This window comes from Novosphingobium sp. FG137, assembly GCF_057809735.1.
The window spans coordinates 702,281-728,685 of record NZ_JBMDKN010000002.1 but is presented as its reverse complement, the minus strand read 5'-3'; the positions used below and the strand labels follow the sequence as shown (position 1 = coordinate 728,685).

Here is a 26,405-nt window from a genome sequence, read left to right as displayed (position 1 = left end):
ATGGCCGTTTCCACGCGCGTCGCTGCACTGCAGCATGACTGTCATGACGATGAAACGAATCGTACGTGCGACGAGCCGAATCCGTAATGCGGTGTTTACCCTCTTGTGTCTGATTCCGGTTGAGGCACTATGGGTAGTGGTCGGGTCCCGGGGGAACCTCTAAACCTAGTTTCAGTGGCGCAGCGGGCAGTTAGCTCGCGGCAACGGTGGCTGTATCGCCGCCGACCTTGGTCTTGACCTTGCAGCGGGCGCCCGCGCGAAGCCTTGGGAGAATGAAATATTCTCCTTTTGTTCCGCAAGGCGTATGATGGATTTCGAGGGCCCGATTCGGTTTGATCCGGGGGCCGCTCAAAGATGAACAGGGGTTGCGGCGTGGATTTCAGGACTGGTGACGGCGTCGTTGAGCAGGACGGTACGGGTCGTGAAGATTTCGGCCAGAGCGAGCTGGGCCTCACCAGCGGCCCTGCCCCGGCAGATGGAAAGGCGATTGGCATGAGTGCGGATGATAAGGGCAGCGAAGCGCTGGTGGCGGCGATGGCCGCAGGCGCTGCAGGCGCGCTCGCCGCAGCGGCGAAGCCGGCGTCCGATTCCAAGACCATCAACGCGCGCCGCTTCACGATCGCAACCGATCACGCGCGTGACGCCCTGCTGACGGATTTCGGCAAGGACACGCTCGACGACCGTTATCTGCTGCCCGGCGAACGCTATCAGGATCTCTTCGCGCGCGTGGCCGACGCCTACGCCGACGATCAGGATCACGCGCAGCGGCTCTACGACTACATCTCCAAGCTGTGGTTCATGCCCGCCACCCCCGTGCTTTCAAACGGCGGCACCGGGCGCGGCCTCCCCATCTCGTGCTACCTCAACTCGGTGTCTGATAGCCTCGAAGGCATCGTCGGCACCTGGAACGAGAACGTCTGGCTCGCCAGCCGCGGCGGCGGCATCGGCACGTATTGGGGCCAGGTGCGCGGCATCGGTGAATCTGTCGGCCTCAACGGCAAGACCAGCGGGATCATCCCCTTCGTCCGCGTGATGGACAGCCTGACGCTCGCGATCAGCCAGGGCTCGCTGCGCCGCGGTTCGGCCGCCTGCTATCTCGATGTCTCGCATCCGGAGATCGAGGAGTTCCTCGAAATCCGCAAGCCGTCGGGCGATTTCAACCGCAAGGCGCTCAATCTGCACCACGGCGTGCTGCTGACGGACGAGTTCATGGAAGCGGTGCGCGATGGCACCGAGTTCCACTTGCGCAGCCCCAAGGATGGCTCGGTGCGCGGCACCGTCGATGCGCGCTCGCTGTTCCAGAAGCTCGTCGAAACCCGCCTCGCCACGGGTGAGCCGTACATCGTGTTCAACGACACGGTGAACCGCATGATGCCCAAGCATCACCGCGATCTCGGCCTCAAGGTCTCCACCTCGAACCTGTGCTCGGAAATCACCCTCCCCACCGGGCGCGACCATCTCGGCAACGATCGCACCGCCGTCTGCTGCCTCTCCTCGCTCAACCTCGAAACCTGGGACGAGTGGAACAAGGACGACCGCTTCATCGAGGACGTCCTGCGCTTCCTCGACAACGTGCTGCAGGACTACATCGACCGCGCGCCGGACGAGATGGCCCGCGCCAAGTATTCCGCCATGCGCGAACGCTCGGTCGGCATGGGCGTGATGGGCTTCCACTCGTTCCTGCAGCTCAAGGGCATCGGTTTCGAAAGCGCCATGGCCAAGGCGTGGAACCTCAAGATGTTCAAGCACATCGCTTCGCGCGCGGATGAGGCATCGCTGCTCCTCGCGCAGGAACGCGGCGCGTGCCCCGATGCGGCGGACATGGGCGTTATGCAGCGCTTCTCGTGCAAGATGGCGATTGCCCCTACCGCGTCGATCTCGATCATCTGCGGCGGCACCTCCGCCTGCATCGAGCCAATCCCGGCGAACATCTACACCCACAAGACGCTCTCGGGCAGCTTCGTGGTCAAGAACCCCTATCTCGAAAAGCTGCTGCAATCGAAGTCGAAGGATTCGACCAACGTGTGGAACTCGATCCTCGAACGGGGCGGTTCGGTCCAGCACCTCGATTTCCTCTCGCCGGAGGAAAAGGCCGTCTACAAGACCAGCTTCGAGATCGACCAGCGCTGGCTGCTCGAATTCGCGGCAGACCGCACGCCCTATATCGATCAGGCGCAGTCGCTGAACCTCTACATCCCGGCGGATGTGGACAAGTGGGACCTCATGATGCTGCACTTCCAGGCGTGGGAGAAGGGCATCAAGTCGCTCTACTACCTCCGCTCGAAGTCGGTGCAGCGCGCGGGCTTTGCCGGCGGCGTGGAGGCGGACAACACCGCCGTCGCCCCGGTGATCGAGCTGGCGAGCCCGACCGACTACGAGGAATGCCTTGCCTGCCAGTGAGCCTCGCCAGAAGGGAACTCTCTTCGAGGGAGAGGTAGATGACGGTGCAAGACGTCCTCGCCTACATCGCCGAGTCTGCCGTGTATGGCCTTCGCTCTTTCGGCTGGTACTGGAAGGTCCCGGCCGCATTTCTGGCCCTTGGCTTCCTGTTCCTGGCGATCTCGGCAAGTCGCGTCGGCGCGACGGTTCGGGGCCTGGACAGCTTCGGCCAGCGCCTGGTCGGATGCGGCGCAGTGCTCGTGGCGATGCCGGTTGCTTTGGTCGCAGGTGCGATCGCGCTCGCCCTGCTCGCGGGCTTGGTTGGCTTCCGTGAGGGATAGGGGCATGCAGGCTGGCAACAAAACAGCTGCCTTCGGCTTCCCTGCCTGGGCATTTGCGACAATCCGCGACACGGTTCCCGCTTGCTCTTCGCATGAAGGGCAGGCTACATTTGCGAATAATTCGCAATTGCAAAAGGGGCATCGTCGTGCGCAAGTTTCATCGCTGGATTTCGGTTTTCTTCGGCGTGTTCCTGCTGTGGATCGCCATCACCGGCACACTCAGCCAGCTCGTGCCGCTCTTCGCGGGCGGCGAGGGCGGGAAGCCCAAGGCTGCGCAAGCGGAGGGCAAGCCGGCCTTCACCTGCCCGCCGGACTACACGTGCCGACCCAAGCCCAAGCCGGGCGATCCGCGCGCGCTCATCGGGCTGCTGCACCACTTGCACTCGGGCGAGAGCTTCGGGCCGGTCGGCGTGGTGATCGCGACGCTTTCGGGCTTCGCGATGATCTTCTTCAGCTTCTCGGGGCTCTGGCTCTACATTCAGATGTGGCGCAATCGGGCGGAGCGCAAGCTGACCCCGCGCTGGTTCTGGAAATAGCGCAGCACCCGGCCGCAACCTCGAACGGGGTTGCGGCCGGATCTGCTGCCTTAGTTTTCCTCTTCCATCGAGTAGGCCACGTCACCATTGGCGGAGAGGCGCACCGTGTCGCCCTCCACTTCGGCAACAAGCCCGAGCGAGAGATAGTGGTGGTGGCCCTGATGGGTTTCCCCTTCGATCCCGGCGCTACTGTCTTTCTTGGTCAGCTTGATGCGGTCGCCGTCGACATGATCGACCGTGCCGACATGCACGCCGTCTGCGCCGATGACTTCCATGTGCTCGCGGATTTGTGCGGCGATGGCATTGGACATGATGGTTCTCCGGGGCTGTGGTCAGGTCGCGCAGCCGGATGGCCGCGCGCCCTCAACCGCACAACGCGCCGCCGACCCACACGTTCCACGCGCCGCACCGCGACCTTGCGCGATTCCGCGCGTTTACCCTTTGGCGCGGCTTATCCCGCCGCACCCCGCTTCCTATATCAATCCCTTGCCCAACAGGATCCGTCCCATGCCCCTTCTTGAAGCCCGCAGCTCCTACAAGCCCTTCGAATATCCCTGGGCCTACGACTTCTGGAAGCGCCAGCAGCAGATCCACTGGATGCCCGAGGAAGTGCCCTTGGGCGAGGATTGCCGCGATTGGGCGCAGAAGATCTCGGACCACGAGCGCAACCTGCTCACCCAGATCTTCCGCTTCTTCACCCAGGCCGATGTCGAGGTGCAGGATTGCTACCACGACAAGTATGGCCGCGTGTTCAAGCCGACGGAGGTCAAGATGATGCTCGCCGCCTTCTCCAACATGGAGACGGTGCACATCGCTGCCTACTCGCACCTGCTCGACACCATCGGCATGCCCGAAAGCGAATACGCGATGTTCCTCGAATACGAGGAAATGCGCGCCAAGCACGATTACTTGCAGCAGTTCGGCGTCGATTCCGATGAGGACATCGCCCGCACGCTCGCGATGTTCGGCGGTTTCACCGAAGGCCTCCAGCTCTTCGCCAGCTTCGCCATGCTGATGAACTTCCCGCGCTTCAACAAGATGAAGGGCATGGGCCAGATCGTCTCGTGGTCGGTGCGCGATGAATCGCTCCACTGCGAAGGCATTACCAAGCTGTTCCACGCCTTCGTGCAGGAGCGCGGCTGCCTCACCAAGGCGGTGAAGGAAGACATCATCGATTGCTGCCAGAAGACCGTCCGCCTCGAGGACGCCTTCATCGACCTCGCCTTCGAACAAGGCCCGGTGCCGGGCATGAGCCCCAAGGAAATCAAGAAGTACATCCGCTACATCGCCGATTGGCGCCTCGGCCAGCTGGGCTTCCAGCCGATCTACATGATCGAGGAACACCCCCTCCCCTGGCTCACCCCGCTGCTCAACGGCGTCGAACACGCCAACTTCTTCGAAACCCGCGCCACCGAATACTCCAAGGCCGCCACCCGCGGCGATTGGAACACCGTGTGGTCGAGCTTCGACAGCCGCCGCAAGGCGAAGTCGGCAGAGCCGGCGAACGAGCTGGTGGAAGAGGCCGAGGCGGATATGTTTAAGGCTGCGGGGATCGCGGCGGAGTGATTTGACTCAGAAGGCCGAATGGACTAGAACGAAGAGAGAACAATGGCACCTCGCCGCTCTGGACCGCGTAATGTATGATGTGAGAGACATTGCGAATTTTATTCTCGAGTTTGCAGACAATCGCGGACTCAAGATTACTAATCTCGCTCTCCAAAAGCTACTGTATTTCTCACATGGCTGGTTTTACGCAATGTATGATCAGCCTCTTATAAAGAGCAAGTTTGAAGCTTGGAAGTACGGTCCAGTTCAGAGAGTGATTTATGATCAGTTTAAGTCGTTTCGAGACGGCGCTTTGCGTGACGTTCGTGCGACTTACATTGATCCACTTACTGGCGAAGCTGTTTATAGGCCAACTAAGCTTGACCCGGAGCATGCTGAGATCATCTCATCTGTTCTAGAGAAGTATGCTAGTTACACGGCCAGCCAGCTCGTTGAAGCATCACACGTTGAGGACGGGCCTTGGGAGTACGTCTGGCAGCAAGCAGATGATGCAGTTTTTCCCGGGATGAAGATTCCTGATGCTATAATTCTCGATCACTTCCGACGCATAGAGTCGGTTGTAACGCTGCATTGAGGAGAATTGTTTTGCCCCGTACGGTAGACATTATTGATGCGGCGCGGATGACGGCGCCGACTTCGCGGGAAACAACATCACGAGTGAGTGAGTACTTTTCTGACGCCGGCCCATTCAGCTATGGCAGTGTTAGGAAATTGACGCCAGTCTTGCTTGAAGGTTCAATGCCGCTCGTAGTAGCTCTGGGCGGTCTTGAGAAGATCAAGTTCGACCTTGCGCGTAAATGCAATATTGACGTTGCGAGACTTGTATCTGCGTGTGTCAGGTTTCGTGGCTGCACTTTTTATCGACTGCAGAAGATATTGTACCCCATCGATCGAGATTTTGCTCTTGGTCTTAGACCCGAGACAGTCGCAGTCGTGAACGGCGTGCCGAACCTCATTTTTCTCCAGCCTCGCAAGAATCCGACACCCTGGGCTTATAGCCCTTCATTCATGCGGCGTGTGTTGGAAGAAGTTTACATCGAGTATTTTGAGGAATTTAAGCTCTGGATAGTCGATACTGAAGCCGTTGATGGTTCGGTGCGGGGCCTGAATCTTGTTGATCTCCAAGCTGTGCCGCCGATGGCCGATAGGGAGTTTACCCGTCGTATTGCCTCCCTCCGCCAAGCGTGGCGTCTCCACCTTACAAAGCCTAAGCAAAAGCGCGATAAGGTCCATCAAATAGATGACAGGCAGGACGGGTTTGGATTCTGACATCGTTCAGTTCTTTTAGCTACCAACCCATGAAGTTGCTTGAATCTGTAATCCTGTCCCCACACCTTGACAAAACAAACCAATTAGGTTAAACGCCGCCCCGGATCGGGAGCAGGCGAGGCCAGCCTTCCCCCCGCTCTTCAGGCCTGAGGCTCACGCCAAAGGCCGACGCGGTCGGTGCGGGCTGCGGGTTCAAGGCGGGGCGTCGTCCCAAGGCCTCGGCCCGGCAGATGCCGTGCCCAGTGGATCACTGCCCACGCCTCGCCCGGCCCCAAAGCCCGGTGAAGCCGGTTGCCGGCTGGTATGCGAGCCGCCCCTGGCATCCGGGTCTGGTCCCTTTCAGGTCGAGCCGGATCGGCAACTGCCCCTTCCAGCCGTTCGCAAACGAAGCAGCACTGCGACGTCCTTCCCGCAGCGCCCTCAAACGGCGCCGCACCGGCCGCGCGATCCACCCCTGTTGCCCGCTAGCCGCGCCGCCGCGCCGCCAAATCCAACATGCGCAGGACGGCGCCGGGTGCCGCTTCCCTTCGCCATTCCCGCCTGTGCGCGAATGGCGATGGTGAGGGGCCAGATTACAGCGGATTATCCAGCTTGATGATCGCCTCGTTGCTCTTGCGCTGGTCGGTGTGGAGTTCGCGGGGCTTGGTGAAGCTGGCGATGACGGGGGCGTCGCGGTTGTAGATGTCCGGGAAGCTGCGCATCAGGCCGTTCACGTCGCGCGCGACGGTGAAGTAGGTGATGTAGACCGCCCAGGGCTTGGTCATCGGCACCTTGGTGTACTTGCCCGAGAGGTTGTACTGCACTGCCGTTTCGGGCGGCAGGTCCGCGCCGAGGATCGCCATCGTCATCGCCAGTTCGGTCGCACGTTCGGCGCGGATGCAGCCGTGGCTGAGCGCGCGCGTGGGGAGCGCGAAGAGGTTCCGGTTGGGCGTATCGTGGATGTAGATCGCGTGCTCGTTGGGCATGTCGAGCTTCACGCGGCCGAGCGAATTGGTGTCGCCCGGCTGCTGCACCACGGTGATCGTGCCGTCCGCGTTCTTGGTCGCGACATAGCCCTGCCGCTTGGCAAGCGCGGGGCTGGCGATCAGCTTCTGGCCAAGACCTTCACCCACCACGATCGACTGCGGCACGGTCCAGGTCGGGTTGAACACCACGTTCTTGACCTGCTCGGCGAGCTGCGGCGTCGCGGTCTTGCCCGGCTTGCCGACGATGGCGCGGTAGGTGCGGATGATCTTGTTGTTCACCGTGAGCCGGAGCTCCTGCTCCGGCACGTTGATGATGAGGTATTGCAGCCCCATGTCGCGCGCCAGCCAGCGCCAGCGGTCCATGTTGGCCTTGATCATGCCGATCTGGCGCGGCTCCTTGGCTTTGGCCAGCATGTCGCGCAGCAGGGCATAATCGGGGTGCGTGGGATTGAGCGAGGCGAGTACGCCCGGAATGTCGTGCGTCTCGGTCGCCTGCGCAAGGAGCTGCGAATTGGGGTGCAGATCCTGATCGGGATCGATCGCGAACCACTGCACGCGCGCGGGCATCGGCGTGCGGCCATCGCGCAGGTCTTCGGCGAGCCAGACGAAAAGGCGGCTGGCGAGCGCATCGAGATCGTCGCCTTCACCCTTGGCGATGGCGGCGGCCAGATTCGCCGGCTCGTAGTCGGCAGGGGTCAGGCCCTCGGTGCGGATTCCCTTGATCGATGCGAGCAGCGCCTGCGCATCGGCGAGTGTCCAGTGCGCAAGCGGCGGCGGCACCGGCTGAAACACCGGCACGGGGGCTGCCGTGGCAGCGTCGGCAGGCGCCGGGGTTGCCTGGGCTGATGGTGCCGGTGCCGGTGCCGTGGCCGCGGGACTCGGCGCGGGCTTGGGCGCATTGGCGCTCGGTGCGGGCTTGGCGGGCTGGGCCGCTGCGGTCAGATCGACCGGGCCCTGCCGGGCGGCGGCGGGGGCGCCAAGCACGGCCCAGCCGATCGCTGCCGTGCAGAGCATGCCGCTGAGACTGGACCGATGGATCATATGCATTCGTTGATGTCTTTCCCTGTTTGGGCGCCCGGCTACACACTAATTCCTGCCCCAAGCTGGTGTTCCAATCAAGCAAGGCGGCTGACTGTTTGCTGAATTGCGACATGGGGCGGGGTCGGGCGATGGGCCTCGCCTTTGCACTCCGCCAGCGGGGTCGCTATGGGCGGGCGATGAAGCGCTCCGCCCCCTTGCTCCCGATCCTTTCCGCCCTGACCGGCCTAGCCTGCTTCGGCGTGATGGACGGGTTCATGAAGATCGCCGCACTGGCGGTGGGGGCCTATGCCGCGCTGTTCTGGCGCAATCTGGTCGGTTCGCTGATCATGCTGCCGGTCTGGCTGGCGCGCGGCAACAAGGACGGCCGCCGCCGGTTGCCGGGGCGCGAGGCCATGCGGCTCCATCTGATGCGCTCGGGCGTTTCGGGGGTGATGGCGGTGCTGTTCTTCTATGGACTTGCGCGGACCCCAGTGGCCGAAGCCATGGCGCTGTCGTTCGTCGCCCCGCTGCTCGCGCTTTATCTGGCGGCCGCAACGCTGGGCGAGGAGCTTTCGCGGCGGGCGGTGGCGGGATCGGTGCTGGCGCTGGGCGGCGTGGGCCTGATCGCGGCAGGCAAGTTCGGCGGGCAATACAACACCGAAAGCGTCCACGGGCTGATCGCGATCCTGCTGTCGGCGGTGCTCTATGCGGTGAACCTCGTGCTGCAGCGGCGGCAGTCGCAGCTTGCGGGGCCGGAGGAGATATCGTTCTTCCAGACCTTCTTCATCTTCTGCCTGCTCGGGCTTGGCGCATGGTGGTTTGCGCCGATGCCGCCGGCGCAGATGTGGCTGGTGCTTTCAGCCTCTGCCGTGCTTTCGACGGGATCGCTGATGCTGCTGGGCTGGGCCTATGCCCGCGCCGAAGCGCAGGTGCTGGTGCCGCTGGAATACACCGCGTTCATCTGGGCGGCGCTGACGGGCTGGATCGTGTTTTCCGAACCGCTGACGGTGCGCACCCTTGCCGGCGTGGTGCTGATCGTGGCGGGCTGCCTGATCGCGCTGCGGCGCAAGCCCGCATCGGAAGCCGCCGCCGAGCGCGCCTGACCGGGCGAGATGGCCGGCAACGCAGGGCCGCGTTCGCGCGCATGATCAGCATGCAAACTATGCATTTCACGCAGCCTCCAAGCCTTGACGCGCGGGCTGTCTCGGCGCATCGGGCACCCGTGCCCTCGGGGGCGGCTCCGGCGCGGCAAACGGCATCAACTTTAAGGGATTACGCTAAGCCATGACCCAGGTCGGACAGGACACGCTCGGCGCACGCAGCACGCTTACCGTCGGTGGCAAGGACTACGCTTATTACGCGCTCGGCAAGGCCGCTGCGGCTTATGGCGATGTTTCCCGCCTGCCCTTTTCGATGAAAGTCCTGCTCGAAAACCTGCTGCGCTTCGAGGACGGCGGCTTCACCGTTTCGACCGATGACATCAAGGCGCTGGTCGACTGGCAGAAGGATCCCTCCAGCAGCCGCGAAATCCAGTACCGCCCGGCGCGCGTGCTGCTCCAGGATTTTACCGGCGTGCCTTGCGTTGTCGATCTTGCCGCGATGCGCGATGCCATCGCCAAGCTGGGCGGCGATACCAGCAAGATCAACCCGCAGGTGCCCGTGCACCTCGTGATCGACCACTCGGTCATGGTCGACGAGTTCGGCCACCCCAAGGCCTTCGAACAGAACGTCGAGATCGAGTACTACCGCAACGGCGAGCGCTATGACTTCCTCAAGTGGGGCTCCAAGAGCCTTGCGAACTTCAAGGCGGTGCCTCCGGGCACGGGCATCTGCCACCAGGTCAACCTCGAGCACATCGCGCAGGCGGTGTGGACGAGCGAGGGGCCGGACGGCGCGACCGTCGCCTATCCCGATACTTGCGTTGGCACCGATAGCCACACCACGATGATCAACGGCCTCGGCGTGCTGGGCTGGGGCGTCGGCGGGATCGAAGCCGAAGCGGCGATGCTCGGCCAGCCGGTTTCGATGCTGATCCCCGAAGTGGTCGGCTTCAAGTTCACCGGTGAGCTGAAGGAAGGCGTCACCGCGACCGACCTCGTGCTGACCTGCACCAACATGCTGCGCAAGCACGGCGTGGTCGGCCGTTTCGTTGAATACTATGGCCCCGGTCTTGCTTCGCTCACGCTGGCGGACCGCGCCACGCTGGCCAACATGGCGCCCGAATATGGCGCGACGTGCGGCTTCTTCGGCATCGACGAAAAGACCCTGGACTACATGCGCCTGACGGGCCGCGAGGAAGATCAGATCGCGCTGACCGAGGCTTATGCCAAGGCGCAGGGCTTCTGGATCGATCCTTCGGTCGAACCGGTGTTCACCTCGACGCTCGAACTGGACCTTGCGACCGTGGTGCCCAGCCTCGCCGGCCCGAAGCGCCCGCAGGACCGCGTTTCGCTGCCCGACGTTGATGACGTGTTCAACGCCGACATGGCGAACGTCTACAAGAAGACGCAGCAGCGCGTGCCGGTTGAAGGCAAGGACTTCGACATCGGCGATGGCGACGTGACGATCGCGGCGATCACCAGCTGCACCAACACCTCGAACCCGGGCGTGCTGGTCGCGGCTGGCCTCGTCGCCAAGAAGGCCAACGAGCTGGGCCTGAAGCCCAAGCCCTGGGTCAAGACCAGCCTCGCGCCGGGCTCGCAGGTCGTGACGGACTACCTCGTCCGCGCCGGGCTGCAGGAGCACCTCGACGCGGTCGGTTTCAACCTCGTCGGCTATGGCTGCACCACCTGCATCGGCAACTCTGGCCCGCTGGCCGAACCGATCAGCAAGGCGATCAACGACAACGGCCTCGTCGCTGCCGCCGTCATTTCCGGCAACCGCAACTTCGAGGGCCGCGTCTCGCCCGACGTGCGCGCGAACTTCCTCGCCAGCCCGCCGCTGGTGGTGGCTTACGCGCTCAAGGGCACGGTGATCGAGGACTTCATCTCGACGCCGATCGGCCAGAGCAAGGACGGCGTGGATGTCTACCTCAAGGACATCTGGCCGACCAACGCTGAAGTCTACTCGACGATGGCCGGCTGCATGGACCGCGCGATGTTCCAGGCGCGCTATGCCGACGTCTACAAGGGCGATGTGCACTGGCAGGCGATCAACGTCACGGGCTCGGAAACCTACAGCTGGCGCGCAGGTAGCACTTACGTCGCCAACCCGCCCTACTTCGAGGGCATGAGCATGACCCCGGCACCGGTGAGCGACATCATCGAGGCCAAACCGCTGGCGATCCTCGGCGATTCGATCACCACCGACCACATCTCGCCGGCCGGTTCGATCAAGGCTGACAGCCCGGCGGGCAAGTGGCTGATGGAGCACCAGGTCGCCAAGGCGGACTTCAACTCCTACGGCGCGCGCCGCGGCCATCACGAAGTGATGATGCGCGGCACTTTCGCCAACATCCGCATCAAGAACGAGATGGTGCCCGGCATCGAAGGCGGCATGAGCCGCTATGGCAGCGAGGTCGGCGCGATCTACGACGTGGCGATGCAGCACAAGGCCGATGGCACGCCGCTGGTCGTCATCGCGGGCAAGGAATACGGCACCGGCTCCAGCCGTGACTGGGCGGCCAAGGGCACCAACCTGCTCGGCGTGCGCGCGGTGATCGTCGAAAGCTTCGAGCGCATCCACCGCTCGAACCTTGTCGGCATGGGCGTGCTGCCGCTGCAGTTCCTTGAAGGCGAATCGCGGGAAACGCTGGGGCTGACGGGTGACGACACCTTCACCATCCGCGGCGTGGCCGGCCTCAAGCCGCGTCAGGATGTCGAGGTCGAGGTGACGCGCGCCGATGGCTCGACCTTCACCTTCAAGGCACTGTGCCGCATCGATACGGCCAACGAGCTGGAATACTACCTCAACGGCGGCATCCTGCAGTACGTGCTGCGCAACCTGGCGGCCTGAGCGCCGCCAGCAGTTGCCGGAATCAGAAAGGGCGGCTCCCCCCGGAGCCGCCCTTTCCTTTTGCCCGCGTTTTCATCATGCGTGACGGCCCACGGAAGTTGGTTGTTCAGGCTGCCGCTCGGTCCTTCGCCTTGAGGCCGTGGCGGCGCCGCCCGACGAGCCCTGCAGCGGCAGCGCCGAACAGCAGGACCATCGAAGGTTCGGGAACCGGCGTGCCGCCGTTCGACGAGGTCGTCGAGGTGCTTCCGCCGTTCGAAGAAGACGAGCTGCTGGTGCTGCTCGACGTCGACGAGGAGCCCGATGTAGACGAAGACGACGAGGTCGAAGAAGACGTCGAGGACGACGTCGACGACGAGGTTGACGAGCTGCTCGTCACGTTGCCCGAGCTGGTCGAGGTTGACGAGCTGGTGGAAACGTTGCCCGAGGATGTGCTGACATTGCCCGAGCTGGTCGAGACGTTGCCCGAAGAGGTGCTGACGTTGCCCGACGAGGTCGAGGTGCTGCTCGTCACCGCGCCCGAACTGGTCGAGACGTTGCCGCTGGACGTCGAGGTCGAGATGTTGCCGCTCGAAGTCGAACCGCCGGATGTCGAAGTCGAGCCACCCGAGGTCGATGTCGAGCCGCCGGAGGTGGAGCCGCCCGAAGTCGAGGTGGAGCCGGTGCTGGTCGAGGAGACCACCACGCTTCCGCCGCCGCTGCTGCCGCCGAAGAAGCCGCCGAAGAACCCGCCGCCGAAGCCGCCGATCCCGCCGCCACCGACGACCACTGGCACCGCACCGCCGCCGCCACCCGCCGCCTGCGGCGGCATCGGTGCCATATAGGGCACGGGGGCATAAGCCATCTGCTGCTGCGGCATCGCACAGGACTTGGTGACGGTGGTCTTGACCACGCGGCGCAGGCGGTGGACCGGCCGCGGCTTGACCACGCTGGCATAGTGCCGCTTCACCTGCTTGACCTTGATCGGCTTCACGTGGTGGATTTCGGCCGCCGAAGGTGCTTCCGAAACGTGCACCGCACCACCGCCCAGCACAGCCCCGCCTGCTGCGCAGGCCGCCAGTTTTGCCAATGCCATCCGAACCGACATGATCGTTGCTCTCTGTTCCCGTGGAGCTGGACCTAGCCACCCAATGGTGGACAAACCCTCTCCTGACAGATCGAACAACGCAGATCAGACCGGCGGCGGCAATGCTGTTAACCGGGTTTCACCCCCTTCCGGGGCCCCGAATTGGGTCATTTCGGGCCGCCAGGACAAGTCTGTACCAAACTGGAACCGAATTGACCCTTCCGTTACGCTATCAGCGTTTACCACTAATCGGCGGAGCCCTCACCGAAGAGGCCGGGGAGATCGGCCGAGGGCGGGGTGAGTCCCAGGTGGCGCCAGCCGCGATCGTTGAGGCATCGGCCACGCGCGGTGCGCGCGACGAGGCCGAGCTGGATGAGATAGGGTTCGATCACGTCCTCGATCGTGTCGCGCGGCTCGGATAGCCCGGCCGCCAGCGTTTCCACGCCCACCGGACCGCCCTTGTAGATATCCGCAATCATGCCGAGGTAGCGCCGATCCTGCAGATCGAGGCCGAGCGAATCGACTTCGAGCCGGGTCAGCGCGCTGTCCGCCACTTCGCGGGAAATCACGTCTGCGCCAGCGACTTGCGCGAAATCGCGTACCCGCCGCAGCAGCCTTCCGGCCACGCGCGGGGTGCCGCGTGATCGGCGGGCGATTTCCACCGCACCGCCCTGATCAACGCCGATGCCGAGCAGTCCGGCCCCCCGCGTGACGACGCGCTCGAGCTCCGCCACGGTGTAGAACTGGAGCCTGACGGGAATGCCGAACCGGTCTCGCAAAGGCGTGGCGAGGAGGCCCGCGCGGGTGGTCGCGCCGATCAGGGTGAAGGGCGGCAGATCGATCCGCACCGATCGCGCCGAGGGGCCCTCGCCGATGATGAGATCGAGCGCGCGGTCCTCCATCGCCGGATAGAGCACTTCCTCGACCACGGGATTGAGGCGGTGGATCTCGTCGATGAACAGGACGTCGCCTGCTTCCAGATTGGTGAGCAGCGCTGCCAGATCGCCCGCCTTGGCGATCACCGGGCCGGAGGTTGCGCGAAAATTGACTCCCATCTCGCGCGCGATGATCGCGGCCAGCGTTGTCTTGCCTAGGCCCGGCGGACCATAGAACAGCACATGATCCATCGCCTCACCGCGCTGCCGCGCGCTTTCGATGAACACCTGAAGGTTCTCGCGCGCACCCTCCTGCCCGACGAATTCGGCGAGCGTCTTGGGCCGCAGCGCGGCGTCCGCATCATCGGCCTGGCGGCGGGGGGTGAGGATGGGGTTATCGGTCATGGCTCCGCACGGCCTAGAGCTTGGGTTCGCCTTGAGGTGTGGAGCACACGCTGAATCGACACGACGTCGGCCCCAATGCGGTAGAAGACAAGGTAGGGCGAGTGAAGACAACTCCGGACAGCGTGGCCATACTCCGGACGCGCTCTGCCAATCAGCGGATACATCTTCAGTCTCGCGAAGATATCATCAAAGCCTGCCATGAAGGCACGCGTGGTCTGTACTCCAAACTCGGTCAAGCCGCGCAGCTGTATTTCCTCAAGGTCAGCCCGAGCCTCCCTGGAAATTCGCACTTCATGCATCAGGCAATTTCGCCATGATCTCCCTGAGCACATCGCGTGGATCGGTTTCAAGGTATCCTGAAGCTTCGCCTTCAGCCAATCGCGCCCGGACCCATGCGGCATCCTCGTCCGCTTCGGCCAGATCACGCCGGATCAAATCGCGCAGGTACTCTGCGGTATCAAGATAGCCGCCGTCGGCGATGCGCTGGTCGAGCTTGCTTTGCAGCGAGGAGGGGAGGGAGAAGCTGAGGTCGGTCATCTTTCGATTATCCTTCAACTTGGCGGGGGCAGCAAGGTCGTTTGCGATGGCATCCATCACCCCGTCGCCCGTTTCAGCGCCACGCGCACGAGATCGTTGAGCTGCGCGTCATCGCCCAGTTCCTTGACCGCTGCTGCCACGGCCATGCTCGCGGTGGAGGGCTTGAAGCCGAGGTTCTGGAGGGCGGATATCGCATCGGCGCTGGCGGAACCGGCGGGCGCTGCGCCGAGCCCTTCGATGGGTGGGCTGCCGGCGCCGGCGGAGATCGGCGCGATGCCGCCCGCCTTGTCCTTGAGTTCGTTGACGATGCGGCCGGCAAGCTTCGGCCCTACGCCCTGCGCGCGGGCGACCATCGCGGCATCGCCGCTGGCGCAGGCGCGTTGCAAGTCTTCTACAGAGAGCGCGGAGAGGATCGCGAGCGCGACCTTGCTGCCCACGCCCTGCACGGCGGTGAGCAGGCGGAACCAGCCGCGCTCGCCCGCACTGGTGAAGCCGATCAGGCGCTGGTCGTTCTCGGAAACCTGAAGCTCGGTGTGGATCACGACCTTGTCGCCGCGAATGCCGAGCCGCTCCAGCGTCTTGGCCGAGCAATGGACGAGGTAGCCGACGCCGTTCACGTCGATGATCGCCCAGTCGGGGCCGAAATCATCGAGCAGGCCGGTAAGCTTTGCGATCATGGTTTGTTCTATGGCAGCGAACCCAGTACGGGGCAAGCCCGCCACGGCAAGCCCGGTTACCGATGGCTGCCGATCATGTTGGCATGGGTGATCGCCACCGCCAGCGCATCCGCAGCGTCCTCGCCCGCGAGCGTGACGCCGGGGAGCAGCACCTTGAGCATGGCCTGCACTTGCGCCTTTTCCGCGCCGCCCGTGCCGACCAGTGCCTTCTTGATGACCTTGGTGGGGTATTCGGCGACGGACAGGCCTGCCCGCGCCACCGCCAGCATGGCAACACCGCGCGCCTGCCCGAGCTTGAGCGTGGACTGCGGGTTCTTGTTGACGAAGACTTCCTCCACCGCGCCGGTATCCGGGCGGTGCGCGGCGATCACGGCGGCGAGGCCGTCGTCGAGCTCTACTAGCCGCTCGGCCATCGAGGTCTTGGCGTTGGTGCGGATCTGGCCGTTGGCGATGTGGCTCAGGCGGCTGCCAGCCTTGGCGACCACGCCCCAGCCGGTGCAGGTGAGGCCGGGATCGATGCCGAGGATGATCATGTCAGAGTTTCAGCCCAAAACGCGGGCCGATGTGCATCATGCCGAGGTAGAGCGCCACGGTCAGCGCACAGCCCGCCGCGAGCGCGATCCAGAACGACACACCGTGGCGCAGCAGCGCGGGGATCACGAGGAACATCGGCAGGCTGGGCAGCACGTACCAGAAGGTCGCCTCGGCATGGATCGCCATGTTCTCCGCATCGGGCCGCGCGCGCCAGAGCAGGATCATGCCGAGCACCGAGACGAGCGGCAGTGAGGCGACGAGTGCGCCCACCGTGGGCAGCTTGCGCCCGATTTCCGAAATGAGCGCGATGAGCAGGCCCGAGAGCAGCGCCTTGATGGCAAGTGGCATCATGGGCGGCTGCCGGGCATCAGCCCAGCTTTTCCATCACGTCGTCAGGTATCTCGTAGTTGCCCCAGACGGTCTGGACGTCGTCGTCGTCATCCAGCACGTCGATCAGCTTGAGCAGGGTCGCGGCGGTTTCGGCATCGACGGTGGTTTTCAGGCTGGGTTTCCACGCCAGCTTCACGCCTTCAGCCTCGCCCAGCACCTTTTCCAGTTCGCGCGCGACGGGGTGGAGCTGGTCGATCGACACCCAGATCTGGTGGCTGCCGGGGTTCTCGTCGCCGTCGCCCATATCGGATTCGACGTCGTCCGCGCCCGCTTCGATCGCGGCTTCGAGGACTTTCTCTTCGTCGCCGACCTTGCCGGGATATTCGATCAGGCCGAGCCGCTCGAACCCGTGGCTCACCGCACCCGAAGCGCCGAGGTTGCCGCCGTTCTTGGCAAAGGCGGTGCGCACGTTGGTGGCGGTGCGGTTGCGGTTGTCGGTCAGCGCCTCGACGATGATGGCGACGCCGCCGGGGCCATAGCCCTCGTAGCGCACTTCTTCATAGTTATCGCCTTCGCCCTTGGTGGCCTTGTCGATCGCGCGGGCAATGTTGTCCTTGGGCATCGACTGCGCCTTGGCCGCGTTGACGGCGGCGCGCAGGCGCGGGTTCATGTCCGGATCGGGCATGCCCATCTTGGCCGCGACGGTGATTTCGCGGGAGAGCTTGGAGAACTGCGCCGAGCGCTTTTTGTCCTGCGCGCCCTTGCGGTGCATGATGTTCTTGAATTTGGAATGGCCTGCCATGGTCTTCTGCTCAGGGCTTTCTGCAAATTGCTTTGGCCGCCCCCCTAGCCGAGACAGCGGCGCTGGGCAATTGGGCCTGCATACCCGGTCTTAACCCGCGCTGCGGCATGCTTGGTGCGATGACCGCGCTGTATCACGATTTCGCCGCATGGCTCGCCCGTCCGCACCTGCTGACGCCTTCCGGGCTTCGTGCGCGCCATGCAGGGCAGGCCTTGTTGTATATGCTGGCGCTGCATCTGGCCGTGCTACTGCTGGTGCTGCTGCCGCTGCTGGGCCTGTGGCAGTCCGCGATGGGCCTGCCTTCGCCCGAGGCGTTCGATCAGGTGTCCAAGGCGATGCTGGTGCCCTTCGTGGTGCTGCTGGCACCGGTCGCCGAGGAGCTCGCCTTTCGTGGCTGGCTGACCGGGCGGGTGCGCGCGGTGTGGCTGGTCGGCTGCGGTTTCGCGGCGGCTGGCTTTCTCGCGATGGTGAATTTCCACATCTACGAAGTGCCGGCGAGCTTTGCCGTGCTCGGCATTGGGCTGGCCATGCCGGCGGGCTGGTGGTGGCTGCGCGGGCGCGGCGTGGTGCCGGGGTTCGAACGGGCCTTTCCGGTGCTGGTGTGGCTCTCGATCGCGGTCTTCGCTCTCTCGCACCTCAGCAACTATCCGCGTTTTTCGTGGGCGCTGCTGCCGATGGTGCTGCCCCAGCTCTGGGCGGGGATGACGCTGAGCTACACGCGCATGCGGATCGGCATTTTCGGCGCGATGCTGATCCACGCGGCGGCCAACGGCATATCGGTCAGCCTGGCGCTCCTCGGCGTTTAGAGCACCCGCTGCCACCAGCCCACATCGCGCCACGCGCCCATTTTCCAGCCGACTTCGCGGTACACGCCGACGGGGGTGAAGCCGCAGGCCTCGTGCAGCGCAACGCTGGCGGGGTTGGGTTGAGCGATTCCGGCAAAGGCGGCGTGGAAGCCCTTGGCCTTGAGCCGCGCAAGCAGCTCACCATAAAGCGCGCGGCCGATGCCGGCGCGCGGGAAGGCCGGGCTGACATAGATCGCCACATCGCAGGATGAGGCATAGGCCGCGCGGGTCCGGTGCGGGCTGCCATAGGCATAGCCGGCGACCTCGCCCCCGCGTGTCGCGACAAGCCAGGCGTGGCTGGCGCCGTAGTCCGCGATGCGGCGGGCCATGTCCTCCGCGTCGGGTGGTTCCAGCTCGAAGCTCACCCAGCTGTCGGTGACGTAGGGGCGGTAGATCGCGGCGCAGGCCTCCGCGTCTTCTGGGCCTGCATCGCGGATCGTCAGCCCTTCCGCCATCGGTCAGGGCACCTGCTTTATCACCGCGCCGCGCTTCATCACGAAATCGACGTGTTCGAGGCGGGTGACATCGCTGAGCGGATCGCCGTGGACCGCTATGATATCGGCCGGCATGCCCGGCGCGATCCGGCCCACACTATCGCTGCGGCCCAGCGCTTCGGCAGCGTTCACCGTGGCAGCAGCGATGGCGGCCATCGGAGTCATGCCCGCCTTGACCATAAGCGCGAATTCCTGCGCGTTGTCCCCATGGCGCGAGACGCCAGTGTCCGTCCCGAACGCGATCTTTACGCCCATCCGGATTGCCAGCTCGTGCGATTTGCGTTCCGCGGCGGCGGCGTTTTCGGCCTTGGGGATCGTTGCGGGCGGCAGCAGACCGGCACGCGCCTGCGCAAGGGCCGCAACCGGGGCGAGCATGGTCGGCACGAGCCATGTGCCGTGTGCGAGCATGGCCTTGATCGTCGGCTCATCAAGGAAGGTGCCGTGATCGATCGTATCGACGCCGGCGTTGACTGCGGCCATCGTCCCGGCTGCGGCATGGCTGTGCGCGGCCACCTTCCGGCCAAAGCCGTGCGCCGTGTCGATAACGGCCTTCATTTCCTCGTCGGTCATCTGCTGGCCGAGACCGCCCGCCACATTCGAGAGCACGCCGCCGGTCGCGGCGAACTTGATGACTTGCGCGCCGAGCCGGATCTGCTCGCGCACCGCGCGGCGGCAATCGTCCGCGCCGTTGCAGAGGTTGTTGTAATCATGCGGCGTGAAGGCGCCGTAGCTCTCCTCGTTGAGCCCGCCGCCGTCGCCATGTCCGCCCGAGACCGAAATCATCGTGCCAGCGTTGACGATGGTGGGGCCAGGCACTTCGCCGGCATTGATCGCATCGCGCAGCGCGCGGATACCGCGCGGCGGACCGCCCAGATCACGCACCGTGGTGAAGCCGGCTTCCAGCGTCTGCAGGGCATGTTGCGCGGCGAGATAGGCCGAATCCTCGCGGTCGCGCGTGGACTGCTCCAGCCGCTCGCGCATCGGATCGCCGTCGCTGAACAAGTGGACGTGCATGTCGGTAAGCCCCGGCAGCACGAAGGCATCGCCGAGTTCGACGGTCGTGGCGCCGGAAGGCGCTGGCAGCGTGCCATCGCTGACGCTGGTGACCACGCCATCGGTGATCACCACGGTGGAAACCCCGCGCGGGGGCTTGCCGGGCTGATCGAGCAGCCGCCCGGCGTGCAGATAGACCACCTTGGGCTGCGGCTTTGCGGGTGCTTCGGCTGCCGCAGCGGGCGCCGCAATGGCGACCAGTGCGGCAAAACCGGCAAGGAGGGCGGGGCGGGAAAGGCGCATCTGGCAAACTCCGACTGAACGTTTCACCGCAGCCTAGCGCCTTGTCACCCCGCGTCCAGTGATCCTATTCGATACCCAGTGCGTTCTTGTAGGTATCGAGAATCGCTTCCATTTCGCGGCGATCATCGGGCTTCAGCTTACGCAGACGCACGATCTGGCGCATGATCTTCGGATCGTAGCCGGTCGATTTCGCCTCGGAGTAGACGTCCTTGATATCGTCGCCGATGCCCTTCTTTTCTTCCTCGAGGCGTTCGATACGCTCGATCAAGAGGCGCAGGCGGTCGTCGGCGGAATCGGCCATGGGGTAGGGTCTCCGGTCAGATAAGATCGGCTCCGTTAGGACCGGGAGACCGATTCGCGCAAAACCCAGCCTGTGGAAAGTTCAGGCTTCCTCGCGCCCCTTGAAGCCTTGGGCGATCACGTACCACTCGGACGAATCCTTGCGGCTGGCGGGGGGCTTGGCGTGCTTCACCGTCTTGAAGTTGCGCTTGAGGATCGTGAGCAGTTCGGCGTCGGTCCCGCCGGCAAAGACTTTGGCGACGAAGGCGCCGCCGGGGGCGAGCGTCTTGACCGCGAAATCGACGGCGGTTTCGACGAGGCCCATGGTGCGCAGATGGTCGGTCGCCTTGTGGCCCACCGTGTTGGCGGCCATGTCGGATATGACGAGATCGGGTGCGCCGCCCAGCGCGCCGGTGAGCGCCGCAGGGGCCTCGTCAGTCATGAAGTCCATCTGGAAGATGGTCACGCCCTCGATCGGCTCCACGGGCAGGAGATCGATGCCGACCACTTCGGCTTGCGGTACCTGCTTGCGCACGACTTGTGCCCAGCCCCCCGGCGCGATGCCGAGATCGATCACGCGGCGCGCGTCCTTCAGCAGGCCGAAGCGCGTATCGAGCTCGATCAGCTTGAACGCGGCGCGGCTGCGCCAACCTTCCGCCTTGGCCTGCTTGACGTAGGGATCGTTAAGTTGGCGGGATAGCCAGCGATTGGACGAGGCCGTGCGGCCCTTGGCGCTCTTGACCCGCGTGCCGGGGTCGCGGCCGCTTCGGCTCATGCGGCAGTGCCTCCGTTAACGCTCTTGCCTTGCGCTGTTTCCGCGCGCCGGTCGCCAAGCCCGCCCGCCGCCATCAGGCTGCGCAGAATGCCTTCGCGGATGCCGCGATCGGCGATGCCGAGCCGTTCGGCAGGCCAGATGTCGAAGATCGATTCGAGGATCGCGCAGCCCGCGACGACGAGGTCCGCTCGTTCGCGCCCGATGCAGGGCACCGCGATGCGCTCGGCGGGTGAGATATGCGCAAGGCGCTGGCTGATCTCGCGCATCGAGGTGGTGGGCACGATCAAGCCGTCCACCGCGCTGCGATCATATTGCGGCAGGCCGAGGTGCAGGCTGGCGAGCGTGGTGACGGTGCCGCTCGTACCGAGCAGGCGCAGGCCGCCGTCCGCCGCGGCCGATTCGCGCGCCGGGGCAACGCGTTCGGAGAACCGGGCGAAGCCATCGGTGATGCGGGTGCGCATCTCGTGATAGGCGGCGGCGCGGGCTTCGGCGGTCAGTTCGATCGGGCCGATGCTTTCGGTTAGCGAAACGACGCCCCACGGCACCGATTGCCAATCGAGGATGCGGGGCACCGTATCGCTGGTATCGACCAGGACCATCTCGGTCGACCCGCCGCCGATATCGAAGATCATGGCGGGGCCGCAGCCGGGCTCGAGCAGGATGTGGCAACCGAGCACGGCGAGCCGCGCTTCCTCCTCGGCGGTGATGATGTTGAGGCAGATGCCGGTTTCGCGGTGGACGCGTTCGATGAATTCCTCGCCGTTGGTGGCACGGCGACAGGCTTCGGTGGCGACCGAGCGCGCAAGGTGCACGCCGCGCTTGCGCAGCTTGTCGGCACAGATGTGGAGCGCGCCAAGCGCACGGTCCATGGCCGCATCCGAAAGCCGGCCCGATTGCGCGAGCCCTTCGCCCAGTCGCACCACGCGGCTGAACGCATCGATCACCATGAAGTGATCACCCGAAGGCCGCGCGATGAGCAGACGGCAATTGTTGGTGCCGAGATCGATCGCGGCATAGGCCTGGCGATGGAACGGCAGTGTCTTCTGCCAGGGCGCGCGCGGTGCCTCCATGGCTGGCAGCGGGGCCGGGGGCTGGGCTGGGGGCGGAGTTGAGACTGCTGGGGCCGGCGCACTCATGGCGAGGTTGGCTGCGGGGCTGCTAGCGGGCCGCGCTTCGGGCCCAGAGACTGGACCGGCAGGGTTGCTGGCCGACGCTGCTGCCGCAGGACGCGCTCCCTTTGGCTTGCCGCGGGACGCTGATTTGCGCCCCCGCCGCTTGCCTGGCCGCGTCTTGCGCTGTTGCGCCGGCGGATCGAATTCCGCCATGTCTACCAATCGCTTATGTTTTCCCGCCAAGGGAATGCCCGGCAGGTACTTGACACGCACTCTAGCGTTCCTGCGGCTTTCGGGCAAGTACGGCGCGGGAAGGGCGTGCGTCACCTTGACTTGAACGCACGCCCCGCCTAAAGGCCCGCCCTCATTGCCCCGTCGTCTAATGGTAAGACAACGGATTCTGATTCCGTTTATCGAGGTTCGAATCCTCGCGGGGCATCCATTTTCCGCCACATTCGACGCCCGGCGTCCGGTTGCGTGCACTGCGCAAAAGCCGGACTTGCCGGTTTATGGTTGTCGCGGCAGACCGATTTCACATCAGCAATCTGCCAGACCGGAAGCATCGCCCATTGCGATTTGGCGCCGCGCTTGCGACACCTCCCGGTCATGACCGATGAAGAAGCTCACGAACTTTCGCACCGCAAATTCTACAAGGCCGAGCAGGAAGTCGGCTTTGTCGAATCGCACGATAATGTCACCCCGCAGCAGCAGGACCCGGCCTATCGGCTCGCCTTCCGCGACACCGATTTCCTGCTGCGCGAGGAATTGCGTCCGGTCCGCTTCCAGCTTGAGCTGCTGAAGCCCGAAATGCTGCTCGACGAGGCGGGGATCGGCTCCACCCTCGTGATGTACGGTTCGGCGCGGATTCCTTCGCCCGAGGAAGCGGACGCGGTGCGCGCGGCGGCGGCGACGCCGGAGCAGCAGAAGGTCGCCGAGCGACTGATCGCCAAGGCGCGCTACTATCAGGAGGCTCGCAGGCTGGCGCAGATTGCCAGTCGCAGCGCTGTGGTAGAGGATGGCAAGCGCCACTTCGTGATCTGCTCGGGCGGCGGCCCTTCGATCATGGAAGCGGCCAATCGCGGTGCGGCGGATGTCGGCGCGGAATCGATCGGGCTCAACATCACGCTGCGGCACGAACACACGCCCAACGCTTATGTGACGCCGCACCTCTCGTTCCAGTTCCACTACTTCGCGCTGCGCAAGATGCACTTCCTGCTGCGCGCGCGGGCGGTGGCGGCGTTTCCGGGCGGCTTCGGCACGTTCGACGAACTGTTCGAACTGCTGACGCTGGTCCAGACCGGCAAGATGCAGCCGATCCCGATCCTACTGTTCGGCGGTGATTTCTGGAACCGTGTGGTGAACTTCGCGGCGCTTGCCGAGGAGGGCGTGATCAGCGCTGCGGACATCGACTTGTTCCACATCGTGGAGACGGCAGAGGAAGCCTGGGATCACATCACCGCATTCTACGGACTCGATCTGGACTGAAGACCCATGGCCGAACTGCGCACCGAGCGGCTGGTCCTGCGGCCGGCTTGCTCCGGTGATCTTGATGCGTTGCACGCGATCATGCGCCAGCCGCGCGCCATGGCCTATTGGTCAACGCCGCCGCACGACACCCTCGCCCAGACCGCCGATTTCCTCGATGGGATGATGACGATCCCACCGGGTGAGGGCGAGGACTTCGCGATCGAGTATCAAGGCCGCATGATCGGCAAGGCCGGGCTCTATCGCTTTCCCGATATCGGCTACATTCTCGATCCAGACCATTGGGGCCGCGGATTGATGCGTGAGGCGCTGACGGCCGTGATTGCGCGGGCCATTGCGGTGCATGGCCTGCCGCGCATTCAGGCCGACGTCGATCCGCGCAATGGTGCCTCGCTGCGGCTGCTGGCGCGGCTTGGCTTTCGCGAGACGGACCGGCAGGCGCGGACCTGGCTGGTAGGTGAGGAATGGTGCGACAGCGTCTACCTGGTGCTGGACGCGGCGGACTGGTCTCAGGATTGCAGGACGGCGTAGTGCCCGAGCGGGCCGCTGCCTGCACCGAAGCCGGGCGCAGCGAGCAGGGCAGCGCGGACGAACCGGCGGGCTTCGCCGACCGCTTCGGCCAGCGAGAGGCCGCGCGCGAGATGCGTGGCAATGGCGCTCGATAGCGTGCAGCCGGTGCCATGGGTGTGGCGCGTGTGGATGCGCGGCGCGGTCCACACGACATCGTCATCATCCGGCACGGCAAGCCGGTCTGTCACGTCCGGCCCTTCTGCATCGCCGCCCTTGCCGAGCCACGCGATGCCCCGCGCGCGCAGGGCTGCCTCTCCGCCCAGCGCGGCAAGTTCGGGCACGTTGGGGGTGGTCAGCGTGGCGAGCGCCATGAGCCGTTCGAATGCAGCGATGGTGGCGGCATCGGCGAGCGCCGCACCGCTGGTGGCAATCATCACGGGATCGAACACGATCGGCACAGCGAGCCGCTCAAGCCGCTGCGCCACAACGGCGGCGATTTCGGGCGAACCGAGCATGCCGATCTTGACCGCGTCGACGCCGAGATCGCCGGTGCAGGCATCGATCTGCGCGGCGACCATCGCGGGGCTCGCGGCCTCGACCATGTGGACCCCGGTCGTGTTCTGCGCGGTGAGTGCGGTCACGGCGGTCATCGCGTAGCCGCCGAGCATGGTGATCGTCTTGATATCGGCCTGAATGCCCGCGCCGCCGCCCGAATCCGAACCGGCAATGGCCAAGATTCTGGGGGCCACACGTGGTGCGTTCATCCCTTGAACTTCCGCTCGGTCGAAGGCGGATACTTGGCATGCAGCGGCTTGGCGCGGCTCGGGCGGTCCATCAGTTCGCCGCCGCAATTGGGGCAGCGGTCATCAAGCACTTCGGCGCATTCGGCGCAGAAGGTGCACTCGAACGAGCAGATGAACGCGCCCGGCGCATCGGCGGGGAGATCGGTGCCGCAGCGTTCGCAATCGGGGCGCATTTCCAGCATAGGGACTCTCCTCAGGCGGCCTTGCGCACCGCGTCGCAGATCGCATCGACGACTTGCGCCACTTCGCGCGCATCATCGCCTTCGGCCATGACGCGGATCACGGGTTCGGTGCCCGAGGGGCGGATGACGAGGCGGCCCTTGCCGGCGAGCTGGGCCTCGGCCTCGGCAATCACCGCCTTGACGCTGGCGGCCTCGAGTGGCTTGCCGCCGGCAAAGCGCACGTTCTTGAGGAGCTGCGGCACGGGATCGAACAAGTGCAGCGTCTCGCTGGCGGGTTTGCCCGAGGCGACCAGCGCGGCGAGAACCTGCAGCGCGGCGACCGTGCCGTCGCCAGTGGTGCCGTGGTCGGTCAGGATCATGTGGCCGGATTGCTCGCCGCCGACGTTGTAGCCGCCCTCGCGCATCTTCTCGAGCACGTAGCGGTCGCCCACGGAGGCGCGCACGAGTTCGAGGCCGAGGCCATTGAGGTAGCGTTCGAGGCCGAGGTTGGACATGACGGTGGCAACCACGCCGCCGCCGCGCAGCGCGCCCGCCGCGTGAAGCCGGCCGCCGATCAGCGCCATGATCTGGTCGCCGTCAACCGTCTGGCCTTTCTCGTCGACCACGATCAGCCGGTCCGCATCGCCATCGAGCGCAATGCCGATATCGGCGCGCACTTCGCGCACGCGCGCTTTCAGCGCATCGAGATGGGTCGAGCCGACGCCCGCGTTGATGTTCTTGCCATTTGGCTCGACCCCGATGGCGATGACTTCAGCGCCGAGTTCCCACAGCGCCGAAGGCGCCACATGATAGGCCGCGCCATTCGCGCAATCCACCACGATGCGCAGGCCATCGAGGCGGACGTTATGCGGGAGCGAAGCCTTGACCGCGTGGATATAGCGTCCGCGCGCATCCTCGATGCGGCGGGCGCGGCCCACGTCGTTCGCATCGGCGAGCGGCAGATCCTGCTCAATCATCGCCTCGATCGCGAGCTCGTCCTCGTCAGAAAGCTTGTAGCCATCGGGGCCGAACAGCTTGATGCCGTTGTCCTCGAACGGATTATGGCTGGCCGAGATCATCACCCCGACATCGGCGCGCATTTCGCGCGTGAGCAGCGCGACGGCGGGCGTGGGCATCGGGCCCAGCAGCACGACATCCATGCCGACACTGGTGAAGCCCGCGGTCATCGCGTTTTCCAGCATGTAGCCCGAAAGGCGGGTGTCCTTGCCGATCACCACGCGGTGGCGGTGATCGCCGCGCAGGAAATAGGTCCCGGCGGCCTGGCCCACCTTCATCGCGGTGGCGGCGGTCATCACACCGGCGTTGGTACGGCCCCGGATGCCGTCGGTGCCGAAAAATTTGCGTGCCATTGCCTGAAACAAGTCCCTTAGC

29 protein-coding genes and 1 tRNA gene are annotated in these 26,405 nt (G+C 64.9%); 12 read left to right on the top strand and 18 right to left on the bottom strand.

Annotated features, from left to right (window positions below; translation table 11 throughout):
- The first annotated feature begins 372 nt into the window (after positions 1-372).
- The 3 genes from ACODS2_RS09125 to ACODS2_RS09115 all read left to right on the top strand — a co-directional run bounded on the left by ACODS2_RS09125 (position 373) and on the right by ACODS2_RS09115 (position 3,256).
- Positions 373-2,400: a ribonucleoside-diphosphate reductase subunit alpha gene (locus ACODS2_RS09125; RefSeq protein WP_488998522.1), complete on the top strand. Its 2,028-nt coding sequence runs from the start codon at positions 373-375 to the stop codon at positions 2,398-2,400.
- Positions 2,401-2,438: 38 nt separating this feature from the next.
- Entirely contained in the window at positions 2,439-2,720 is a 282-nt protein-coding gene (locus ACODS2_RS09120; RefSeq protein ID WP_488998521.1) for a hypothetical protein, read from the top strand.
- A gap of 146 nt (positions 2,721-2,866) precedes the next feature.
- Positions 2,867-3,256 (top strand): PepSY domain-containing protein, encoded by a 390-nt coding sequence (locus ACODS2_RS09115; protein ID WP_488998520.1) that lies wholly within the window; start codon positions 2,867-2,869, stop codon positions 3,254-3,256.
- 50 nt (positions 3,257-3,306) lie between these two features.
- Here the strand turns inward: ACODS2_RS09115 and ACODS2_RS09110 are convergent, their stop codons facing one another.
- Positions 3,307-3,567, bottom strand: a complete 261-nt coding sequence (locus ACODS2_RS09110) for a DUF2171 domain-containing protein (protein ID WP_488998519.1) — start codon at positions 3,565-3,567, stop codon at positions 3,307-3,309.
- Between the two features lie 196 nt (positions 3,568-3,763).
- Between ACODS2_RS09110 and ACODS2_RS09105 the strand changes: the two genes are divergently transcribed.
- From ACODS2_RS09105 to ACODS2_RS09095, 3 genes are all read left to right on the top strand, one after another.
- Positions 3,764-4,822 (top strand): ribonucleotide-diphosphate reductase subunit beta, encoded by a 1,059-nt coding sequence (locus ACODS2_RS09105; RefSeq protein ID WP_488998518.1) that lies wholly within the window; start codon positions 3,764-3,766, stop codon positions 4,820-4,822.
- Positions 4,823-4,901: 79 nt separating this feature from the next.
- The gene (locus ACODS2_RS09100) at positions 4,902-5,396 is read left to right on the top strand and encodes a Panacea domain-containing protein (RefSeq protein WP_488998517.1); all 495 of its coding nucleotides are present in this window, start codon (positions 4,902-4,904) and stop codon (positions 5,394-5,396) included.
- Positions 5,397-5,443: 47 nt separating this feature from the next.
- Positions 5,444-6,091 carry a hypothetical protein gene (locus tag ACODS2_RS09095; protein WP_488998516.1) on the top strand — a complete coding sequence of 216 codons (648 nt, stop codon included), beginning with the start codon at positions 5,444-5,446 and terminating at the stop codon, positions 6,089-6,091.
- Between the two features lie 572 nt (positions 6,092-6,663).
- Here ACODS2_RS09095 and ACODS2_RS09090 read toward each other — a convergent pair.
- Positions 6,664-8,103, bottom strand: a complete 1,440-nt coding sequence (locus ACODS2_RS09090) for a L,D-transpeptidase family protein (RefSeq protein ID WP_488998515.1) — start codon at positions 8,101-8,103, stop codon at positions 6,664-6,666.
- Positions 8,104-8,273: 170 nt separating this feature from the next.
- Between ACODS2_RS09090 and ACODS2_RS09085 the strand changes: the two genes are divergently transcribed.
- Complete coding sequence (locus ACODS2_RS09085; RefSeq protein WP_488998514.1) at positions 8,274-9,179, top strand: DMT family transporter; 906 nt, start codon at positions 8,274-8,276, stop codon at positions 9,177-9,179.
- Positions 9,180-9,360: 181 nt separating this feature from the next.
- Complete coding sequence (gene acnA, locus ACODS2_RS09080; RefSeq protein ID WP_488998513.1) at positions 9,361-12,030, top strand: aconitate hydratase AcnA; 2,670 nt, start codon at positions 9,361-9,363, stop codon at positions 12,028-12,030.
- 106 nt (positions 12,031-12,136) lie between these two features.
- Here acnA and ACODS2_RS09075 read toward each other — a convergent pair whose 3' ends face one another.
- From ACODS2_RS09075 to ACODS2_RS09040, 8 genes are all read right to left on the bottom strand, one after another.
- Entirely contained in the window at positions 12,137-13,114 is a 978-nt protein-coding gene (locus tag ACODS2_RS09075; protein ID WP_298167930.1) for a PEP-CTERM sorting domain-containing protein, read from the bottom strand.
- Positions 13,115-13,338: 224 nt separating this feature from the next.
- Positions 13,339-14,373, bottom strand: coding sequence for a Holliday junction branch migration DNA helicase RuvB (gene ruvB / locus ACODS2_RS09070; RefSeq protein ID WP_488998512.1), 1,035 nt, complete (start codon positions 14,371-14,373; stop codon positions 13,339-13,341).
- Entirely contained in the window at positions 14,370-14,672 is a 303-nt protein-coding gene (locus ACODS2_RS09065; protein ID WP_488998511.1) for a type II toxin-antitoxin system RelE/ParE family toxin, read from the bottom strand. The genes ruvB and ACODS2_RS09065 overlap by 4 nt, the downstream gene beginning before the upstream one ends.
- The gene (locus tag ACODS2_RS09060; protein ID WP_488998510.1) at positions 14,665-14,967 is read right to left on the bottom strand and encodes a ribbon-helix-helix domain-containing protein; all 303 of its coding nucleotides are present in this window, start codon (positions 14,965-14,967) and stop codon (positions 14,665-14,667) included. Before ACODS2_RS09060 ends, ACODS2_RS09065 begins: the two co-directional genes overlap by 8 nt.
- A complete protein-coding gene (gene ruvA, locus ACODS2_RS09055) occupies positions 14,967-15,587 on the bottom strand; it encodes a Holliday junction branch migration protein RuvA (RefSeq protein ID WP_488998509.1) in 621 nt (206 codons plus the stop codon). The genes ACODS2_RS09060 and ruvA overlap by 1 nt, the downstream gene beginning before the upstream one ends.
- Positions 15,588-15,643: 56 nt before the next feature.
- Positions 15,644-16,120, bottom strand: coding sequence for a crossover junction endodeoxyribonuclease RuvC (gene ruvC, locus ACODS2_RS09050; protein WP_488998508.1), 477 nt, complete (start codon positions 16,118-16,120; stop codon positions 15,644-15,646).
- Position 16,121: 1 nt separating this feature from the next.
- Positions 16,122-16,472 (bottom strand): DUF3147 family protein, encoded by a 351-nt coding sequence (locus ACODS2_RS09045; protein WP_298167944.1) that lies wholly within the window; start codon positions 16,470-16,472, stop codon positions 16,122-16,124.
- 16 nt (positions 16,473-16,488) lie between these two features.
- Positions 16,489-17,253 (bottom strand): YebC/PmpR family DNA-binding transcriptional regulator, encoded by a 765-nt coding sequence (locus ACODS2_RS09040; protein ID WP_488998507.1) that lies wholly within the window; start codon positions 17,251-17,253, stop codon positions 16,489-16,491.
- Positions 17,254-17,285: 32 nt separating this feature from the next.
- On the opposite strand from ACODS2_RS09040, the gene ACODS2_RS09035 reads away from it, so the two are divergent.
- Positions 17,286-18,059 (top strand): CPBP family glutamic-type intramembrane protease, encoded by a 774-nt coding sequence (locus ACODS2_RS09035; protein WP_488998506.1) that lies wholly within the window; start codon positions 17,286-17,288, stop codon positions 18,057-18,059.
- Here ACODS2_RS09035 and ACODS2_RS09030 read toward each other — a convergent pair.
- The 5 genes from ACODS2_RS09030 to ACODS2_RS09010 form a co-directional block, all read right to left on the bottom strand.
- Positions 18,056-18,553, bottom strand: coding sequence for an arsinothricin resistance N-acetyltransferase ArsN1 family B (locus ACODS2_RS09030; protein WP_298166056.1), 498 nt, complete (start codon positions 18,551-18,553; stop codon positions 18,056-18,058). The genes ACODS2_RS09035 and ACODS2_RS09030 overlap by 4 nt on opposite strands.
- A gap of 3 nt (positions 18,554-18,556) precedes the next feature.
- Entirely contained in the window at positions 18,557-19,888 is a 1,332-nt protein-coding gene (locus tag ACODS2_RS09025) for a metal-dependent hydrolase family protein (RefSeq protein ID WP_488998505.1), read from the bottom strand.
- A gap of 64 nt (positions 19,889-19,952) precedes the next feature.
- Positions 19,953-20,189 carry a DUF2312 domain-containing protein gene (locus ACODS2_RS09020; RefSeq protein ID WP_298166052.1) on the bottom strand — a complete coding sequence of 79 codons (237 nt, stop codon included), beginning with the start codon at positions 20,187-20,189 and terminating at the stop codon, positions 19,953-19,955.
- Between the two features lie 81 nt (positions 20,190-20,270).
- Complete coding sequence (locus tag ACODS2_RS09015) at positions 20,271-20,942, bottom strand: RlmE family RNA methyltransferase (protein ID WP_488998504.1); 672 nt, start codon at positions 20,940-20,942, stop codon at positions 20,271-20,273.
- Positions 20,939-22,267, bottom strand: coding sequence for a Ppx/GppA phosphatase family protein (locus tag ACODS2_RS09010; RefSeq protein WP_488998503.1), 1,329 nt, complete (start codon positions 22,265-22,267; stop codon positions 20,939-20,941). Before ACODS2_RS09010 ends, ACODS2_RS09015 begins: the two co-directional genes overlap by 4 nt.
- Positions 22,268-22,422: 155 nt before the next feature.
- On the opposite strand from ACODS2_RS09010, the gene ACODS2_RS09005 reads away from it, so the two are divergent.
- The 3 genes from ACODS2_RS09005 to ACODS2_RS08995 all read left to right on the top strand — a co-directional run bounded on the left by ACODS2_RS09005 (position 22,423) and on the right by ACODS2_RS08995 (position 24,070).
- Positions 22,423-22,496, top strand: a tRNA-Gln gene (locus tag ACODS2_RS09005).
- Positions 22,497-22,660: 164 nt separating this feature from the next.
- Positions 22,661-23,539, top strand: coding sequence for an LOG family protein (locus ACODS2_RS09000; protein ID WP_488998502.1), 879 nt, complete (start codon positions 22,661-22,663; stop codon positions 23,537-23,539).
- A 6-nt stretch (positions 23,540-23,545) separates the two neighbouring features.
- Positions 23,546-24,070 (top strand): GNAT family N-acetyltransferase, encoded by a 525-nt coding sequence (locus tag ACODS2_RS08995; protein ID WP_488998501.1) that lies wholly within the window; start codon positions 23,546-23,548, stop codon positions 24,068-24,070.
- On the opposite strand, the gene thiD is transcribed toward ACODS2_RS08995, so the two are convergent.
- The 3 genes from thiD to glmM are packed head-to-tail and all read right to left on the bottom strand — an operon-like array spanning position 24,049 to position 26,383.
- The gene (gene thiD, locus ACODS2_RS08990) at positions 24,049-24,813 is read right to left on the bottom strand and encodes a bifunctional hydroxymethylpyrimidine kinase/phosphomethylpyrimidine kinase (protein ID WP_488998500.1); all 765 of its coding nucleotides are present in this window, start codon (positions 24,811-24,813) and stop codon (positions 24,049-24,051) included. The genes ACODS2_RS08995 and thiD overlap by 22 nt on opposite strands.
- Positions 24,810-25,034, bottom strand: a complete 225-nt coding sequence (locus ACODS2_RS08985) for a DUF1272 domain-containing protein (RefSeq protein WP_298166039.1) — start codon at positions 25,032-25,034, stop codon at positions 24,810-24,812. Before ACODS2_RS08985 ends, thiD begins: the two co-directional genes overlap by 4 nt.
- An 11-nt stretch (positions 25,035-25,045) precedes the next feature.
- Positions 25,046-26,383 (bottom strand): phosphoglucosamine mutase, encoded by a 1,338-nt coding sequence (gene glmM, locus ACODS2_RS08980; protein ID WP_298166037.1) that lies wholly within the window; start codon positions 26,381-26,383, stop codon positions 25,046-25,048.
- Positions 26,384-26,405: the final 22 nt, after the last annotated feature.